At 34.6% G+C, this 15,702-nt stretch carries 14 protein-coding genes, 1 rRNA gene and 1 pseudogene; 3 read left to right on the top strand and 13 right to left on the bottom strand.

Annotated elements, in window-relative coordinates; all coding sequences use genetic code 11:
* Positions 1-29: 29 nt before the first annotated feature.
* The 11 genes from WHA_RS05555 to WHA_RS05510 form a co-directional block, all read right to left on the bottom strand.
* The gene (locus tag WHA_RS05555; protein WP_006279919.1) at positions 30-281 is read right to left on the bottom strand and encodes a cold-shock protein; all 252 of its coding nucleotides are present in this window, start codon (positions 279-281) and stop codon (positions 30-32) included.
* A 174-nt stretch (positions 282-455) separates the two neighbouring features.
* A complete protein-coding gene (locus WHA_RS05550) occupies positions 456-1,790 on the bottom strand; it encodes a TldD/PmbA family protein (protein ID WP_015589457.1) in 1,335 nt (444 codons plus the stop codon).
* 18 nt (positions 1,791-1,808) lie between these two features.
* Positions 1,809-2,681, bottom strand: coding sequence for an ATP synthase F1 subunit gamma (gene atpG / locus WHA_RS05545; RefSeq protein WP_010081973.1), 873 nt, complete (start codon positions 2,679-2,681; stop codon positions 1,809-1,811).
* 198 nt (positions 2,682-2,879) lie between these two features.
* Positions 2,880-4,100 carry a hypothetical protein gene (locus tag WHA_RS05540; protein WP_007548692.1) on the bottom strand — a complete coding sequence of 407 codons (1,221 nt, stop codon included), beginning with the start codon at positions 4,098-4,100 and terminating at the stop codon, positions 2,880-2,882.
* Positions 4,097-4,828 (bottom strand): hypothetical protein, encoded by a 732-nt coding sequence (locus WHA_RS05535; protein ID WP_015589456.1) that lies wholly within the window; start codon positions 4,826-4,828, stop codon positions 4,097-4,099. Before WHA_RS05535 ends, WHA_RS05540 begins: the two co-directional genes overlap by 4 nt.
* Positions 4,821-6,050 carry a lipoprotein-releasing ABC transporter permease subunit gene (locus WHA_RS05530; RefSeq protein ID WP_012673387.1) on the bottom strand — a complete coding sequence of 410 codons (1,230 nt, stop codon included), beginning with the start codon at positions 6,048-6,050 and terminating at the stop codon, positions 4,821-4,823. The genes WHA_RS05535 and WHA_RS05530 overlap by 8 nt, the downstream gene beginning before the upstream one ends.
* A 133-nt stretch (positions 6,051-6,183) precedes the next feature.
* The gene (locus WHA_RS05525; RefSeq protein ID WP_015589455.1) at positions 6,184-7,473 is read right to left on the bottom strand and encodes a sugar phosphate nucleotidyltransferase; all 1,290 of its coding nucleotides are present in this window, start codon (positions 7,471-7,473) and stop codon (positions 6,184-6,186) included.
* Between the two features lie 112 nt (positions 7,474-7,585).
* Positions 7,586-8,824, bottom strand: a complete 1,239-nt coding sequence (locus WHA_RS05520) for a hypothetical protein (protein ID WP_015589454.1) — start codon at positions 8,822-8,824, stop codon at positions 7,586-7,588.
* An 84-nt stretch (positions 8,825-8,908) separates the two neighbouring features.
* Entirely contained in the window at positions 8,909-9,265 is a 357-nt protein-coding gene (gene sdhD, locus WHA_RS06645; RefSeq protein ID WP_010963113.1) for a succinate dehydrogenase, hydrophobic membrane anchor protein, read from the bottom strand.
* Positions 9,262-9,639, bottom strand: coding sequence for a succinate dehydrogenase, cytochrome b556 subunit (gene sdhC, locus WHA_RS05515; RefSeq protein WP_015589453.1), 378 nt, complete (start codon positions 9,637-9,639; stop codon positions 9,262-9,264). The genes sdhD and sdhC overlap by 4 nt, the downstream gene beginning before the upstream one ends.
* Before the next feature lie 100 nt (positions 9,640-9,739).
* Positions 9,740-11,244: ribosomal RNA gene (locus WHA_RS05510) — 16S ribosomal RNA — on the bottom strand.
* A 153-nt stretch (positions 11,245-11,397) separates the two neighbouring features.
* Here WHA_RS05510 and WHA_RS05505 point away from each other — a divergent pair.
* The 3 genes and pseudogenes from WHA_RS05505 to WHA_RS06635 all read left to right on the top strand — a co-directional run bounded on the left by WHA_RS05505 (position 11,398) and on the right by WHA_RS06635 (position 13,865).
* Positions 11,398-12,012: a hypothetical protein gene (locus WHA_RS05505; protein WP_015589452.1), complete on the top strand. Its 615-nt coding sequence runs from the start codon at positions 11,398-11,400 to the stop codon at positions 12,010-12,012.
* A gap of 511 nt (positions 12,013-12,523) precedes the next feature.
* Positions 12,524-12,700: a hypothetical protein gene (locus WHA_RS07410; protein WP_410543608.1), complete on the top strand. Its 177-nt coding sequence runs from the start codon at positions 12,524-12,526 to the stop codon at positions 12,698-12,700.
* Positions 12,701-12,916: 216 nt separating this feature from the next.
* Positions 12,917-13,865 (top strand): annotated as a pseudogene (locus tag WHA_RS06635) (IS5 family transposase).
* 116 nt (positions 13,866-13,981) lie between these two features.
* Here the strand turns inward: WHA_RS06635 and WHA_RS05490 are convergent.
* On the bottom strand, positions 13,982-14,833 hold the full coding sequence (locus WHA_RS05490; RefSeq protein ID WP_006279814.1) for a ParB/RepB/Spo0J family partition protein: 852 nt from the start codon (positions 14,831-14,833) through the stop codon (positions 13,982-13,984).
* Entirely contained in the window at positions 14,830-15,672 is an 843-nt protein-coding gene (locus WHA_RS05485) for a ParA family protein (protein WP_015589451.1), read from the bottom strand. Before WHA_RS05485 ends, WHA_RS05490 begins: the two co-directional genes overlap by 4 nt.
* Between the last annotated feature and the right edge of the window lie 30 nt (positions 15,673-15,702).

The raw sequence follows: 15,702 nt of genomic DNA, 5'->3' as shown, positions 1-15,702 counted from the left end.
TTAATCCTGTTAAAAGACTTCATAATAGATTAATCTTCCAATCTTAAATTTATTGCAGATTTTTTATCTTCTCCGTTTCTACCGCGCTCCTCTTTAACCTCATAACTCACCCTTTCTCCTTTTATTCCCTTCTCTTTATTCTCTCCTTTAAGTGCCTCAGGTCTTATTCCCGAACGTTCCAATGTGCTAATATGTACAAAAACGTCACCCCCTTTACCTTCTGGCTTGATGAAACCATAGCCTTTTTCGGCATTAAACCATTTTACATTACCAAATTCCATTTAAACAACTCCTAAATTATTAACTAACATTACTAATGTGATGAAAAACTTTGAAATTACGATTGAGAATGCTTTAAGCTTAGCTATTGAAACTAAACCTTTATACTCCATAGTCTATTCTTAACATTACATGACAATAATACACAATTGTTGTACTTGATGCAAATAAATTTTTTAATCGTTAAGCGAACCTGCAACCGTCATTTCACTAACTTTAATCGTTGGTGAATTAAATTGCCCACAAAAAGTTAGATCATCTGCAACGACTAAACTGCTAAACATATCCTTCAAATTGCTAGCAATGGTAATCTCATGTATTGGATACGTTATTTTTCCATTTTCTATAAAAAATCCGGAAGCGCCTTGGCTGTAATCGCCATTGATTAAATTGACACCAAAACCAAATAAATCAGTTACATATATTCCCTCTTTCACTTCCTGAATTAATTCTTCAAACGATACATCACCATTCTCAATGTAGAGGTTACTAGCTGCAGGAATAACTGCAGCATTACTTGCACGAGTTGCACTTCCGGTTGTTTCTGAGTCTAATTTTCTAGCCGAGTATAAGTCTAAAATCCAATTTTGTAATATTCCGTTTTTTACAAATATATTTTTCTTGCTAGTTATCCCTTCTCCATCAAATGGTCTCGATGCTATGCCTCTTGGCAACAATGGATCATCGATAATATTAATTCTATCGTTGAAAATCTGAGCGTTTAAACTACCCCTCAAGAAAGAACTGTTGCTTATAATACTGCTCCCATTTATAGCAGAAGCAAAACTTTTTACTAGCCCTTTTGCTGCTCTTTTTTCAAAAATAACTGGAAATTTACCAGTTTTCATTGTACGTGAATTCAATTGATCAACTGCTCTTTTTGCTGCTTCTTTTCCCATTAACTCTGGCAACTTTAAATCACTAAAATTACATGCTATATCATAATCGTAACCAACCTTCATTTCACTTTCTCTTCCAGCAACAACAGAGACCTGATTAGCAAAGGTTGATTTACTAAACGAGCCAATAAAACCAGAAACAGTCGATAATACTGTATTCACTAAAGCGTATGAAGAAGAGGCTCCTTCAGAATTAGTGATACTCTTATGTGCAAGGGCTGAATTTTCTGCAGCTTCAGCAATTTCTTTTAGGTTATCAACGGTTACAACATTATTATCTGAGATACTTAAATCTGCAGAAGAGATATAATTACTACCATTTACAGCAAAATTAATGCAAGGATCTTCTGGCGCATTCTTTGCCATTTCTACCACTTGGCTTACTGTATCACTCAGATTATTCAAATCGTTTGTAGAAATATACGCAGCTTTGTTTTTACCTGCTATAGCTCTGATTCCTACAGTGCAATTTTTAGATTGTGATATTTGCTCAATTTTTGATAGACGCTGAGAAACTGAAGTCTTATTAGTTTCATATATTGTAACTTCCGCATCTTGATTTTGCTTTTTTATTAGTTTAGTAATATCTGCTGCAATATTTAATATATTCATTTTCTATTCCTTAGATTTCTATAAAGATTCTGCACCACCTATAACTTCAATTAAATCAGTCGTAATCGCTGCTTGACGAGAACGATTATAAAGCAATGCTAATTTGTTCAGTATCTCTTTAGTGTTTCTGTTTGCTGATTCCATAGCAACCATTCTAGCACTATTCTCACTCGTTGCACTTTCAAGTAAAGCAGAGTAAAGAGCAATTACAACGTAATCTTGAACCAAAGATTTTAAAATAAATTCAATATTTTGTGGTTCATACTCATAGCCGTAATCTGTTGTTGGACCAGCCAGAGAGCTATCAATCAAGGATGAGTCTTTACTCCATGGTTTTATTGTTTCCAACATTGGTTTTTGCGTGAAGGTATTATAGAATTTACTATAAAAAACTTTAACTTTATCGTATTTACTTAAATCTATACCATCAACCAAAGCTTCTACGTGCTTTAACGTGATTCCCTTACTATTTTCAATTTTTAAGATACTTTTAGAGTCAAATCTATTTTTACCTACATCAAAAGCTTTTTTACCAAGAAATACAATATCTACTTTTTTGCCATTTGCGATTGACTTATTTACACGCTCTTGACTAAATTTGACAATAGAAGAGTTAAAGTTGCCGCACAAGCCACGATCAGACGCAATAATGAATACTAGGTAAGAACCGTCGTTACTGACATTTAGAATTTTTGCCAGTAATTCTTGATCAACTGATAGCATTAATGAAAAAATAATGTTATGCAGCTTAGATACATATAATTTTGAATTTAATAACTTCTTTTGGCTTTGTAACAACTTTGCTGCAGAAACCATTTGCATTATTTTCGTGGTTTTCTGTACAGACCTAATATTCTTAATTCTTAAGGATAATTCCTTTAAGCTCTTCATTTTGTATACAACCCTGATTTATTAAAATATATAACTGTTAGTGTCTAAAAGCAAGTTTTTTTGACATTAAAACCAAGTCTAGCTAAGAAACTTGCAGGTTTATTGTTTGGAGATAAGGATTATATTAAGAAAGTGCTCTAACTTCAGCAATATCAATGTGAAAGTAGCCTAATGGTAATTTCTACACTTTGTGGAATTTTATAATATATAATAAACACAATTAAAACTATTACAACTTGAACACTTATGATCCCATTGTTCTAGTTCCCTGTTACAATTTTTACATTTCCAGCCTGGATCAGGCAAAGCTTCTGAGCCCATCTTGTTTAGCCAATAAATTACCTTGTCGTGTTCTTGCAATGTAACCTTGAGTTGTATTACAATAAAGTAGATTGACATGTAATTAGCTTTTTTCATAGCAGTGTCTAAATATTGACTTGCAAGATCATATTTACCTGAACTCATTGAGGACAAAGCAAGTAAACAGTAACTAAAATAATAATCAGGGCGTAAGTTGTATAGTCTTTCAGCACCTTTACTATTTAAATTGATGTACATTTTAGCTGACTGAGGAGTAGGATTTACTGTATACTCTGCCTCTAGCACTGCAGAAGCTTTTCTGATTTTTCCAAGTTTAATATATAATTCTGCCTTTAAATAATTGATGGGCTGAAAAATTGCACTATAACGTTGTGCTCTAAATAAAGACTTTATAGCCTCCTTAAAATTTCCTTTACTTTCATATTGCTTTGCTAAAGCGCAATAAAACACTGCAAACATTTCTTTATGATCAAAGGGGAGAAAAATATTGGACTTAACTGCTTCCTTCAACCTCAAAATTGCATTAATCCAATCTTCTTTCAATATGCAATGCTCTATTTGAAAGGGAATAGATAGCATTTTATCGTTAATTGAACTAGAGCAATATTCTATAAATTTTTGAAAGACTACTTTTTCTTGTTTGAGGTGGACAATCAGCTTATTGGCTAGAAGTAGAGCTAAGTTACGATTTTTATTTGCAATATTTGTTAAACCGTTACTGAAAAAGCTGTAATTTCCCGTCTTACCTGAGTTAAAGAGCTTTATTAAAGACAACCTATCGCTCTCCTCACTCAGACTTTTAACTAGCTTTTGGGCATTCTCTATATTGTCTAAGTCTATGCTAAAGAAAGCTTCAAAGAGAAGCAATTCTTCCCTATCCCTTCTTCTATTTCTTATGTTGGCAAATGTTGATGAAATGGAGGAAAAAAAGCGTACAAGTGTAATTAATAAAAATAATAAAACTACACAAGTAAAAATAATGAAATATAGATCAATACTTATAGTGTAATTGCCTAATTCCAATTTTATTACTTCACCACTTACCTTGACCCATATACCAAATAAAAACGAAAAAGCGAAAATTATAAAATAAATCATGAGATATATTGTAATAAGCGATGATATATTGTTGAAATATTCTTAGAAGCTACAATAAAACCATTCAATTTATTCAGCCATGGCTTGAATTCTGAATGCGTTAAATTGCTTACTGTAACAGTTATATTTTGCCAATCATTATCATTTATTGACTCCTCAATTTCTGCGAATTTTACTCTTAATGGATCATTTCGGTCGTCTACCTTTATCCAGTTTGAAATGATTTTTTTAGACAATGTACTTTTGTTGTAATCGATAGTATCAATAGTTTTTTCAAAAGATAACTTCAATTCGTGTAAGGTATTTATCTCTTTCAAATTTTCTAATTCATCTACTGCATTTTCTATCTCTGGATCGTCAAGCTCTGATATCAAAGGCTTTATTGAATTTATATGGTTATCAAATTTTGCTTCTCGCAATAACGAATTCTTCATTTTAACCACAAGTAATAGCAATTTTGCAAGGTTCTTACATCTTGAGTTATTATCACCTTGCTCACATTGAGTATGCTGACTTCTCTTGAGGTCAAATATCTTTTTTTCTATTCTAGATTGATTAACTTCAAGCAACATTCTAAATTCATCCATGTTTTCCGTTAAAGCTTTCACATTGTTTTCACTCTCTTGCTGATTTATTTTTAAAAAGATTATGTTATTTATTGTGATGTAACCGGTAAATAACAATACAATTAAGAACCAACCTATGTACTTTTGCTGAGTATCATTCATAACGTAGTATCTCCGCAGGATCTTGTGCAGCTGCCTGCAACGCAGGAGCAATTGTCGCTAAAAATGATAAGAGTAACGCAAGTGCAGAAATATTTACTACGTCTTGGGGTACTAATATCACTGGCAAACTTGAAAAAAAGTATATCATAGGATCAAACAGCTTGACGTTAGTAATGTTTTCTAAAAACACTCTAATGCTTTCGATATTGAGAGAAAAAACGACACCTATAATACAGCCAAGACAAGTTCCCGTAAAACCGATTAATAGACCACAAGCGCAAAATATACGCATAATGCTTCCACTTGTTGCACCAAATGTACGCATAATTGCAATCGCGGATTTCTTTTCTTGCACTATCATCATTAAATTTGAGATAATATTAAACGCTGCTACAACTATAATCAAAGTGAGAATTAAAAACATCACATTTCTTTCAGTTTTTAAAGCACTAAAATAATGGCTTTGCTGTGATTGCCAACTTTCAGCTTCCATTCCTATTTCTTTTTCTATAGCATCTGCCAGCTTATCAGCTCTAGTAACGTCGTCTACAAGTACTTCTATATTTTTTATGCTATTTTTATAATTAAAAAAGGCTTGTGCTGATTTTAGAGGCATATATATCAAGGTATTATCATACTCAAACATACCCATATCAAATATTGCTATAACTTTATATTTTTTCATTCGCGGCATTTCACCAAGTAATGCATCAAATTCTTCAGATGATATAAACGTAATTTCGTCGCCATAGTCAACGTTCAAAGCTTCTGCTAAGCGTGCTCCTATTATTATTCCTTCATCAAATTTTTTTACATCACCTATAATTACATTATTTGTAACGGCAGTACTATCAAGCAAGTCTTTAGTTGATACACCTCGCACTACGCTACCTGCAATTTTACCGTTTGCTACAATAATAACTTGATCATTGGTCATAGGAGTAGCTTTTAATATACCAGGAATTCTCTCAATAGATTTTGAAACTGCGTAGTAATCTGAATTTATGTTCCTATCAAAATAAACATTAATATGGCCATCAATGCCAAGTATTGAGTCAAGCAACTTTGCTCTGAATCCGTTCATCACAGACATCACCACTATTAGTGTTGCAACTCCAAGGGCAATGCCGATAATAGAGAACAAAGTCATTATAGAGCAAAATCTGGCATTTTTCGCTCGCAAATAGCAAGCAGCCATAGTAATTTCAAAGGCAATGGACATTACAAAATATTTTGAGGTTAAACATTATATTTTTGAAACTTCGTATAATTGTAGACTTTTCTTTATTTGAAAACTAGAGATTTTTGCTTCCTTAAATTTAGCAGGCTTATAGAGTATCTTTAACATTAGAATTTCAAAATCTTCCATATACATCATCCAACCTCACTATATCATTATCAGATAAATGCTCTCCTATCTGAAATTCAACTATTTCAAGTGGAGAGCTTATGCTTCTATTTTCAATCCTATGGGAAACTTCCCTTGGGATTTCTATCATATGGTCTTTTGCTATAGCATATTCTTTGTCTTCTAAACTAACATACCCAACTCCTGATAGCACTATATGGTATTCATCTCTATAGTGATGGAATTGCTTAGAAGTGCAGCTTAATGGATTTATAAAAAGATATTTTATAAGAAAATTTTCGCTCATTAAAATTATACTACAAAATCCCCATGGTTTAACTTCTTTCCTTATCACCTTTACTTTCTTAACTTTATGAATAAATGAAATTAGACTTTTGTTTGGTTGCTTACAAGCTCCACCCAATAAATTTTTATTACTTTTTGTCGTTGAAACTGGTTCTTTTTCTCTAATCACATGCTGAAATGACACCGGTTCTTTACTAAACTTCTCACTCAATTCTAAAACTGAATTCCAAGTTCCAACATCCAACCAATCGAAATTAGCTTCTATCATTGCAACGTTTTTTGCTTTCTCCATCACCAAGTAATCAATGGATATGCCTTCAATTCCTGCAAAATCTCGTTGTTTTAAATACAGAAATCTCTCTTGCGGTGTGAAATATTTAAAACATAAATTGTAAAGATTCGGGGCAGATTTTTTAATCTCATCTATGTAGCGTTTTGCTTTAAACACAAATATTCCAGAGTTCCAATAATGATCGTTACTTAACTTACGCTCGGGCTTTTCTGTAAAATCTTTCACTATATGACATTTTTCTTTCTGATCATATACTGCATTTATATAGCCGTATTCAGAATTGAATTCATGAGGCTTAACCCCAAAAGTGACTATAGAGTTAGTTTCAGAGGCTAACTTAGACGCTTTTTGAGTAGAAGCATAAAAACTATTCAAATCACCTATAAAATGGTCTGAAGGCAGAATTAACATTGTCTCGTTTTCATTGCAGAGAAGTGCAGCAATTAATATTGCCGCTGTTGTTCCAATTTTCACTGGTTCGAAAATCACTTTATATTCTTGCAGTGCATGCAATTCCTCCATCACTAATGACTCGTACTGTATATTTGTAGCAATTATGGGCGGCATATAATCGCTTTTTAGCCTCAACAAAGTGTTGTGAAACATAGTGTTCTGACTAAATATTTTCTGAAATTGCTTTGGCTTAGATAAAGGCCAAAGTCTGCTACCACTACCACCACACAATATTACAGGGCGCATTTAGTTAAGATATTAATTATTTAATTAATATCTTATACTGAGGGCAAAATACATGCAAGTTTTTGTTGTGGAATAGTTAATAAAGAAAGTAAATGTTGATTTAAAGTAATTGCTAATGAGAGTGATCATGTGTAGCGCCTTGCCCTTGCTGTGAATTTCTTCTATTTTGTAATTCCTCAACATGACCTTTTCTTTTATCACTTAATATTTCATTACCCTTATTTTGTTCTTCCTCAGGACTCTTTAGTATTTCATTACTCTTGCTAACTTCTTTATCATCCCCTTGTTTCTTTGGCCTTCTAGCGTTAAGCTCATCCCATGTGCCCACTAGTGAATCACGATTCCCATGATCCGGCTTTAGCCTTTCTTCACCTTTAATAACATTAAAGTCACTTTTTGCTTCTTCCAAACATCCTTTCAGTTGGTGTTTCCACATGGTGTAGTAAGCATCACCATATTTTTTCTCATTTGCTACAAACAATAAAATTGGAGCCTTAAGTATAGTAGCTCCCATATTCACTAAATTTTTTATTGCCATTGCAGGAGTAAATAAAAGATAACCAAAAGACTTTGCAATTGGGTTTTGTTCGCTTATTAAATACTTCCCTAACTTTATAGGAAGAGAAGTCAACAATTTAGTACAAACTTTAGCCAAGCTTGTAGCAAAAACGATAGGAACAGATATAAGACTTTTATCTAGCTCTAGATTACCATTCTGATCTCTAATTTCTGAAAAATGGGTGCTTAGCTTTTTGTCATCACTAGTGTATAATAATTCTCCATTTCTTCCTTTTTCATCAACAACTTCCTGAACTTTACCTTCTTTATTTTTCACCTCTTTAGTTAGCACAGAAGAGTTAGTTAATTCAAACGGATATTGAGGATTCTTAGTTTTTTGAGCTTCGAAAATTGGCGCGTGTTTTTTCAAATCCATTCTCGAAAAGCCTAATAGCTCAAAGTATGACTTATTTAACCAATCTATAGGAATTTGCTTACCCTGATTGTCTATATAATTGATAGTAAAATAAGATCTATCATTATCTTCATTTTTGGGAACTAAAGATAATCTGAAACTTGGTTGTTTTCTATTCTCATCTTTTTGACCATACAAAAGTTTATAGGTTGGATTTTTATCTTTATCTAGTATAGCATTTCCATGCATATCCCTGTTTTCTATGATTTTAGCAGACTGTACAATTTGATCATAATTTTTTGGATACTGGCATTTCCTTCCATCATACATCATTACCTTTCTAAGGTCTTCGACGTAAACTTGAGATTCAGGTGAAGTAAGCAGACCTTTTGCTTTAAGTGTAAGATCTATTGCTCCCTTTTTTAATGCTTCAAACATATTGTCAAACCAAAATCGCTATAATGCTATAGTTCAATAATAAAACTAGTACACTAATAATATATTAACACAGCACCGGTGATTTTACAAGAAAATATGCCTGTAGAAGATAAAGATTGTAAAAGCGAGGGTTATATAAGTAATGCTTGATAAGTACTTTATGCATGTAATTGTAAAAATCCTCAAAGGTACGCTGTGTATATAATCTTCGCATACTACCTGCATTCCAAGAACTGCGTGCCAAAAAATGCAAAACAACAATACAACAAAAAATAAAAGCTCTAGAGGGTGATTAATAAATTTTTCACTAAAAGACAAAGAGCTATCAGTATAAAATGTGCAAGAAAATGAATAGATAAACCAAGGAAACAGGAACAGTAAAATTACCGCAGAAACACGCTGAACCCACCAATGATGTACTGAATTTCCAGACTGACTCATATAAACATAAATAAAAAAGCCATAGTAGAAAGAAGTAGCGTTACTGTCAGCAGTATAGCACCCCTTGAAACGCCAGTAATTTCTAAATTAAGCCCAACATCCCACAATAAATGACGAATACCATTAAGAAAATGATATACAAAACTTATAAAACATAAGACATAAGCTAATTTAGCAACAGGAGTGAATAATAATGCATTTAAGTACCTTACTATAAGTAACTCAGGAAAGTAAACATGTAATATGAAATACCAAGAAAGTATCATTAATAAAAGGAATAGCAAGATACCAGTCAATCTATGCATAATAGAGAAAAAACTAGTAACTTGTACTTTATATATTTGTAAATGTGGAGAAAGAGGTCTATCACTCATAAAATTCCGTTATCGGGAAATTAAAATAAAGTAGAAGTAAAGACAGCAGTATAGCACATAACAACACCATCATTAAAAATGGTAAATTATGTGCAAAGCCTAAGGAGGTAATCCAGCTGCAGATTCCCCTACTGCTACCTTGTTACGACTTCACCCCAGTCACCGATCCCACTTTAAATAACTCCCTCCTTGCGGTTAGGTCGTTAGCTTCGAGTGAAACCAATTCCCATGGCGTGACGGGCAGTGTGTACAAGACCCGAGAACGTATTCACCGTGGCGTGCTAATCCACGATTACTAGCGATTCCAACTTCATGCACTCGAGTTGCAGAGTACAATCCGAACTGAGATGGCTTTTAAGGGATTAGCTTAGCCTCGCGACTTTGCAGCCCATTGTAGCCACCATTGTAGCACGTGTGTAGCCCACTCCATAAGGGCCATGATGACTTGACATCATCCCCACCTTCCTCCAGTTTATCACTGGCAGTTTCCTTAAAGTCCCCAGCATTACCTGATGGTAACTAAGGATGAGGGTTGCGATCGTTGCGGGACTTAACCCAACATCTCACGACACGAGCTGACGACAGCCATGCAACACCTGTGTGAAACCCGGCCGAACCGACCCTATCCCTTCGAATAGGTATAATTTCCATGTCAAGGAGTGGTAAGGTTTTTCGCGTTGCATCGAATTAAACCACATGCTCCACCGCTTGTGCGGGTCCCCGTCAATTCCTTTGAGTTTTAATCTTGCGACCGTAGTCCCCAGGCGGAATGTTTAACGCGTTAGCTGTAATACAGAAAGTAAAACTTCCCATATTTAACATTCATCGTTTACAGCGTGGACTACCAGGGTATCTAATCCTGTTTGCTCCCCACGCCTTCGCGCCTCAGCGTCAGATTTGAACCAGATAGACGCCTTCGCCACTGGTGTTCCTCCTAATATTTACGAATTTCACCTCTACACTAGGAATTCCTCTATCCTCTTTCAATCTCTAGATTAGCAGTTTTAAAAGCAATTCCAAGGTTGAGCCTTGGGATTTCACTTTTAACTTACTAATCCGCCTACGCACCCTTTACGCCCAATAATTCCGAATAACGCTAGCCCTCTCCGTATTACCGCGGCTGCTGGCACGGAGTTAGCCAGGACTTCTTCTGTGAGTACCGTCATTATCTTCCTCACTAAAAGAGCTTTACAACCCAAAGGCCTTCTTCACTCATGCGGCATGGCTGGATCAGGCTTTCGCCCATTGTCCAATATTCCCCACTGCTGCCTCCCGTAGGAGTCTGGACCGTATCTCAGTTCCAGTGTGGCTGATCATCCTCTCAGATCAGCTATAGATCATTGCCTTGGTAGGCTATTACTCCACCAACTAGCTAATCTAATATAGGCTCATCTAATAGCAATAAATTTTTCCCCCGTAGGGCGTATACGGTATTAGTTGCCGTTTCCAACAATTATTCCGTACTACTAGGTAGATTCCTATACATTACTCACCCGTCTGCCACTAAGTTATACCATAGCAGGCTACAATATAACTCCGTTCGACTTGCATGTGTTAGGCCTGCCGCCAGCGTTCATTCTGAGCCAGGATCAAACTCTCAAATTTAGACTTCAACCTATAAAAGGTTGAGGGTACATCGGATAAATCCGACAAAAAATAATTTAGCTTAATACTGCTGTCTTTATTTCTACTTTAGAAATATTTTAATCTCCAACTATTCAAACAACTTTAAGAATATTATTATGTGATATAATCACTATGTCAATATGTTTTTGCAAATCAAAAGCATTAATGTATAAATATATAACTATTTGGAATATTACCATGAAAAAATACATCTTTCTGCTTGCACTCGCGCCAATGTTAGTTGGCATCACATTATACTTATTGCGCAACATTGATAACACAAAACAATCTATAACTGCAGGTGACAAGTTTTACGAAGTATTATTCTTAAAAAAAGATAATAAGCCGCTGCTAGAAGAAATAGATTCAAATTGGGAGTATTTAGCAAATTTTGAACGCGCATTCAATCATATCTCAGATTCAATGCCAACAGACACAGCATCTATTTATAATGATTTGGCAGATGATAAAGATGCTCCTAATGTTTTGCGTGAGTTAGCACAATATTTAGAAGTAATGAGCTTACTTCACTCCAACGGTGAAAAAATAAATAAAGATAAAATTGATAATTTAGAATCAAGTGCAGTGTATCCTTATTCAAGCCAAGAAGCTATTGCTGTAGTAAAGATACACAATAACGACGTTAAGGGTGCAACTGAAATATTGCGTTCCCTATTAAATGATAGAAAATGCCCTATCCTAATCAAAGCTAATGCACAAGAATTACTCAGGATATATGGGAGTTAACTCATTGGACTTTTTGCATAGCTTTTGGCAGCGCATCGGATGAAACGAAAAAACTTACTTGACACCCTTCGCCAGCGCCCTTATCATGATAGTGAAGCTATTGTATTTGCTTTCGCCAATCTGCAGATTAAAAGGTAAGGATTACTTAATGTATCGGCGTCTTATGTTCAATTTTTTGCAGTATATAGATACTGTATGTCTTTACAAAACTTCATCTACATCTAGATTTTTATCTAAATAAGCTGAACGCGCTTATAAAGCGTTACAAGACATCAAAAAATGCCAATACTCGACAGAGATAGTAAAAGACTAGCTAACTCGGGGATTCTTTGTCTTTTTTTCTGCTTAGTAAATTTCTTAAACATTTGCAGCGTAAGTTAGTTGCAATTAAAAGCGGCTGAATCTCGCTTGTCAAGCGTTTAAAACATAAAAAACGCCAATATTTTAAAGCGGATAATAACCCCAGGGTTTCTTTTGCCTTTTTTTTCATTTGGTAAATTTCTTAATGTTTATGGCTAAAGATTGCACGAATGTTGCAATTACAAAAACGATTTCTACTAGGGTGTCATCCCAGTGCGTGACACTGGAATCCAGCCTTTATTATGCAGCCACTTGGTTGAAATTAAGTCTTCTGGATTCCAGTGTCACGCACTGGGATGACACCATTCTTTTTCCTGGATCCAAGTAGTCAGGGCACTGGGATGACAGCTACCCTGACAATCGTCATCCCGCTGCTTGTTAGCAGATACCGCGGCGGTATGACGTAGAAGTTATACTTTTATGCTTACCAACTTAATAAAATTCCTGGATTCCAGTGGGCTTTGTTGCATCGCTCAAGTGAAAAGAACTGGCAGTTACTGACAAAATTCATTATAAATAGCCATTTAACTGTTGAAGAAAAAATATGCCACAAAAAATGAGAGTCAGTAACTGCCATGAATATAACAAATTTCTCCAAGAAAGAGGAAGCATTTTTTGTTATATCAATGACGCCATAGAAAATTGGTACGAGAATTGTCCAAAAATGCAGGGCGGCAACTATATTTATAGTGATAAAGTTGTGATTTTGGTGCATATAATCGTCAGTTTCTTTAGAATTGGTTTAAGACAAACAGTCGGGTTTATAAAAGGGTATTTGCAACAAATAGGAAGAGATTTGGCAGTTATCAGCTATTCACAAGCATCAAGAAGGTTTAAGAAACTTAATATTAAGATAAATGATTGCAGAAAATAATATGGAAGATATCGAAATTGCTATAGACAGTACAGGAATTAGTATATACAACAACACTCCTGGTCACAGCAAGGAAAATAGCACTGACAGAAAATATCGTGGCTATGAGCAAACGAGAAAATTGCACGTAATGTTGAATATAAACAACAAAAAAGCCATAGCTGTAAAATACAGTAACGGTGTCTACTCTGATCACTATGGAGCTTGTGATTTGCTAAAAGAAGTTGATTTTCAGCATGCCATAAAAGCACTATATGCAGATAGAGCATGTGATAGGCACAAGTTTTATAAGTTGTGTAATGAATATGATATAAAGACAAAAATTCCACCAATAAACAATGCGGCAGAACATCCAGAAATAGATTATATGTCTGACAGGAATGCTGCTATTAGGTTAATAAAATTATACGGTGAAGATGGCATGAAAGAATGGAAAAAAGAAGTAAATTATGGGAAAAGATCTTATATTGAAGGGTTTTTCTCAAGATTAAAGCAAATATTCGGATTTAGTTTTAGGAATAAATCTGAGATAAATCGAGAAAAAGAACTGCTAATCAAATGCTATTTGCTTAATAAATTCACTGATATTGGTATGGCTAAATTTGAGATAGTTACATGAATTTACCATAAATCACCATCTCATAAAGTGTGATGCAACAAAGCCATTCCAGTGTCAGCTACTTTCATGACACCAACAGTTGATATTGGTTTGTTGCTTTGCTAGCCAACTACTAGCTATGCCTCAAGTTTCCTATTCAAAATTTTCAATATCAAATCCAATTCATTTGGATTATCATACCGTATCATAACTTTACCCTTAGAATTGTTGTCATTAATTTTGATCTTTAAACCAAGTTGAGAAGATATAGCGCCTTCTATTACTGTCATATCTTGATTTCTAGTATATCTCTGCTCTTTTTGATTGTTGTTTTGATGTAGGTCCTTTATCAGTTTTTCAGTTTGTCTAACGCTTAAGCCCTGAGAAACTATTTTTTCTGCAATACTTTCCGCATTTTCAACATTAATCAACGCTCTTGCATGACCCATAGACAATTTTTTCTCATTGATCATTGTTTTCACCCTATCAGGGAGCAACAACATCCGAATCATATTGGTTATGTGGCTGCGGCTTTTGCCTATAGCTGAAGCTAATTCCTCATGTGTATAGAAAAACTCATCTATCAGTTTTCTGTAAGCTTCACCTTCCTCTATTGGATTAATATCTTGCCTTTGTATGTTTTCAATAATGGATACTTCCAAGCATTCCTTGTCGCTCAGATCTTTTATGATAACCGGTGCACTATCAAGATTTGCAATCTTGCTTGCTCGCCAACGACGTTCTCCAGCTATTATTTCATAACCATCATCATTTGAATCTTTGCGTACCACGATAGGCTGTATAATGCCACTTTTCTTTATCGAATTTGCAAGTTCTCTTAATGACTCCTCGTCAAAATGTTTCCTCGGTTGAAATTTGCTTGGGTGCAGTAATGAAATAGGCAAATGCTCTTGTCGATCTTCTTTATTATCATAATTATCGCCTATGAGGCCGGCAAGACCTCTGCCGAGGCGTCTATCATCCTTCATACTACGCCCTCGCTTACTAGTTTCTTCTCCTTACAACTGCTCGCATGCTTTTTTAAAATTTCCCTTGCCAAACTTATATATGCTTGTGCACCAGGACACTTAAGATCATACACAATAGCGGGTTTTCCATGAGAAGGCGCTTCTGATAACCGTACGTTACGTGGAATAACAGTCTCATACAATGGGATGATAGTTTTGTATACTTTATCATTTAAATACTGGCAAATATCGTTTTTAATCTGTTCACTGAGTTTGTTGCGCCTGTCATACATTGTTAACACTATCCCTTCTATTGCCAAAAAAGGGTTTAGGTTATTTCTTTTTATCAGCTCTACAGTTTTAACTAAATGGCTTAATCCCTCCAAAGCAAAAAATTCACACTGAAGAGGGACAATAATAGAATTAGCAGCAGTCAAAGCATTTATGGTTAGAAGCCCAAGTGATGGAGGGCAATCGATGATTATATACTCATAATTATCGCGTATCTTCTCTAATGCGCTTTTTAGCACAATTTTTCCTCGCTCAAGTTGCGATAATTCAATTTCTGCAGCTGATAAATCAACTACTGACGAAATTAGTGATAAATTTGGAATTTCCTTTATATTGAAAATTGCCGATTCTATCAATTTATTTTCGCTGCTTAGTAGTATTTTGTATATATTTTTTTCTTCCCTACTACGATAAGAAATCCCGAGCCCGGTGCTAGCATTTCCTTGAGGATCAAGATCTACCAATAAAGTGCTTTTTCCCACAGCAGCAAAGGCTGTCGATAAATTTATACTAGTTGTGGTTTTGCCAACTCCACCCTTTTGATTTACTATTGCAATAATCTTGCTCACGCCTTTTATCTTATGTATAAAATAATTCTA

Source organism: Wolbachia endosymbiont of Drosophila simulans wHa (assembly GCF_000376605.1).
Taxonomy (GTDB): domain Bacteria; phylum Pseudomonadota; class Alphaproteobacteria; order Rickettsiales; family Anaplasmataceae; genus Wolbachia; species Wolbachia pipientis.
Note: the sequence above shows the minus strand (reverse complement) of the source record. Positions and strands in the feature narration are given on the sequence as shown.